The organism is Streptomyces sp. DH12, from assembly GCF_020873895.1.
Taxonomy (GTDB): domain Bacteria; phylum Actinomycetota; class Actinomycetes; order Streptomycetales; family Streptomycetaceae; genus Streptomyces.
This window is the reverse complement of record NZ_JAHWGT010000468.1, coordinates 1-602: the sequence shown is the minus strand read 5'-3', so window position 1 is coordinate 602 and position 602 is coordinate 1. Positions and strand designations below refer to the sequence as shown.

Here is a 602-nt window from a genome sequence, read left to right as displayed (position 1 = left end):
ATCACCGTCAAGCGCACCCCGGGCAAGTTCACCAAGCTGATCCAGGGCGGTGACGCCATCTACGCGAGCAGCTGGCGCTGCTCCCTCGGCTTCAACGTCCGCAGCAGCAGCGGCGTCGACTACTTCCTGACCGCCGGTCACTGCACCGACGGCGCGGGCACCTGGTACTCCAACTCCGCCCGCACCACGGCCATCGGCTCGACGGCCGGATCCAGCTTCCCGGGCAACGACTACGGCATCGTCCGGTACACCGGGTCCGTCAGCCGGCCCGGCACCGCGAACGGCGTGGACATCACCCGCGCCGCCACCCCGAGCGTGGGCACCACCGTCATCCGTGACGGCTCCACCACGGGTACGCACAGCGGCCGGGTCACCGCCCTCAACGCGACCGTCAACTACGGCGGCGGCGACATCGTCTCCGGCCTCATCCAGACCACGGTCTGCGCCGAGCCCGGCGACTCCGGCGGCCCGCTCTACGGCAGCAACGGCACCGCGTACGGTCTGACCTCCGGCGGCAGCGGCAACTGCTCCTCCGGCGGCACGACCTTCTTCCAGCCGGTGACCGAGGCCCTGAGCGCCTACGGGGTCAGCGTCTACTAGGA

At 70.6% G+C, this 602-nt stretch carries 1 protein-coding gene; it reads left to right on the top strand.

Translation table 11 applies throughout. The features are described 5' to 3' along the window. The coding region (locus LPA54_RS35215) for a S1 family peptidase (protein WP_228984668.1) at positions 1-600 on the top strand (600 nt) is incomplete at its 5' end. Positions 601-602: the final 2 nt, after the last annotated feature.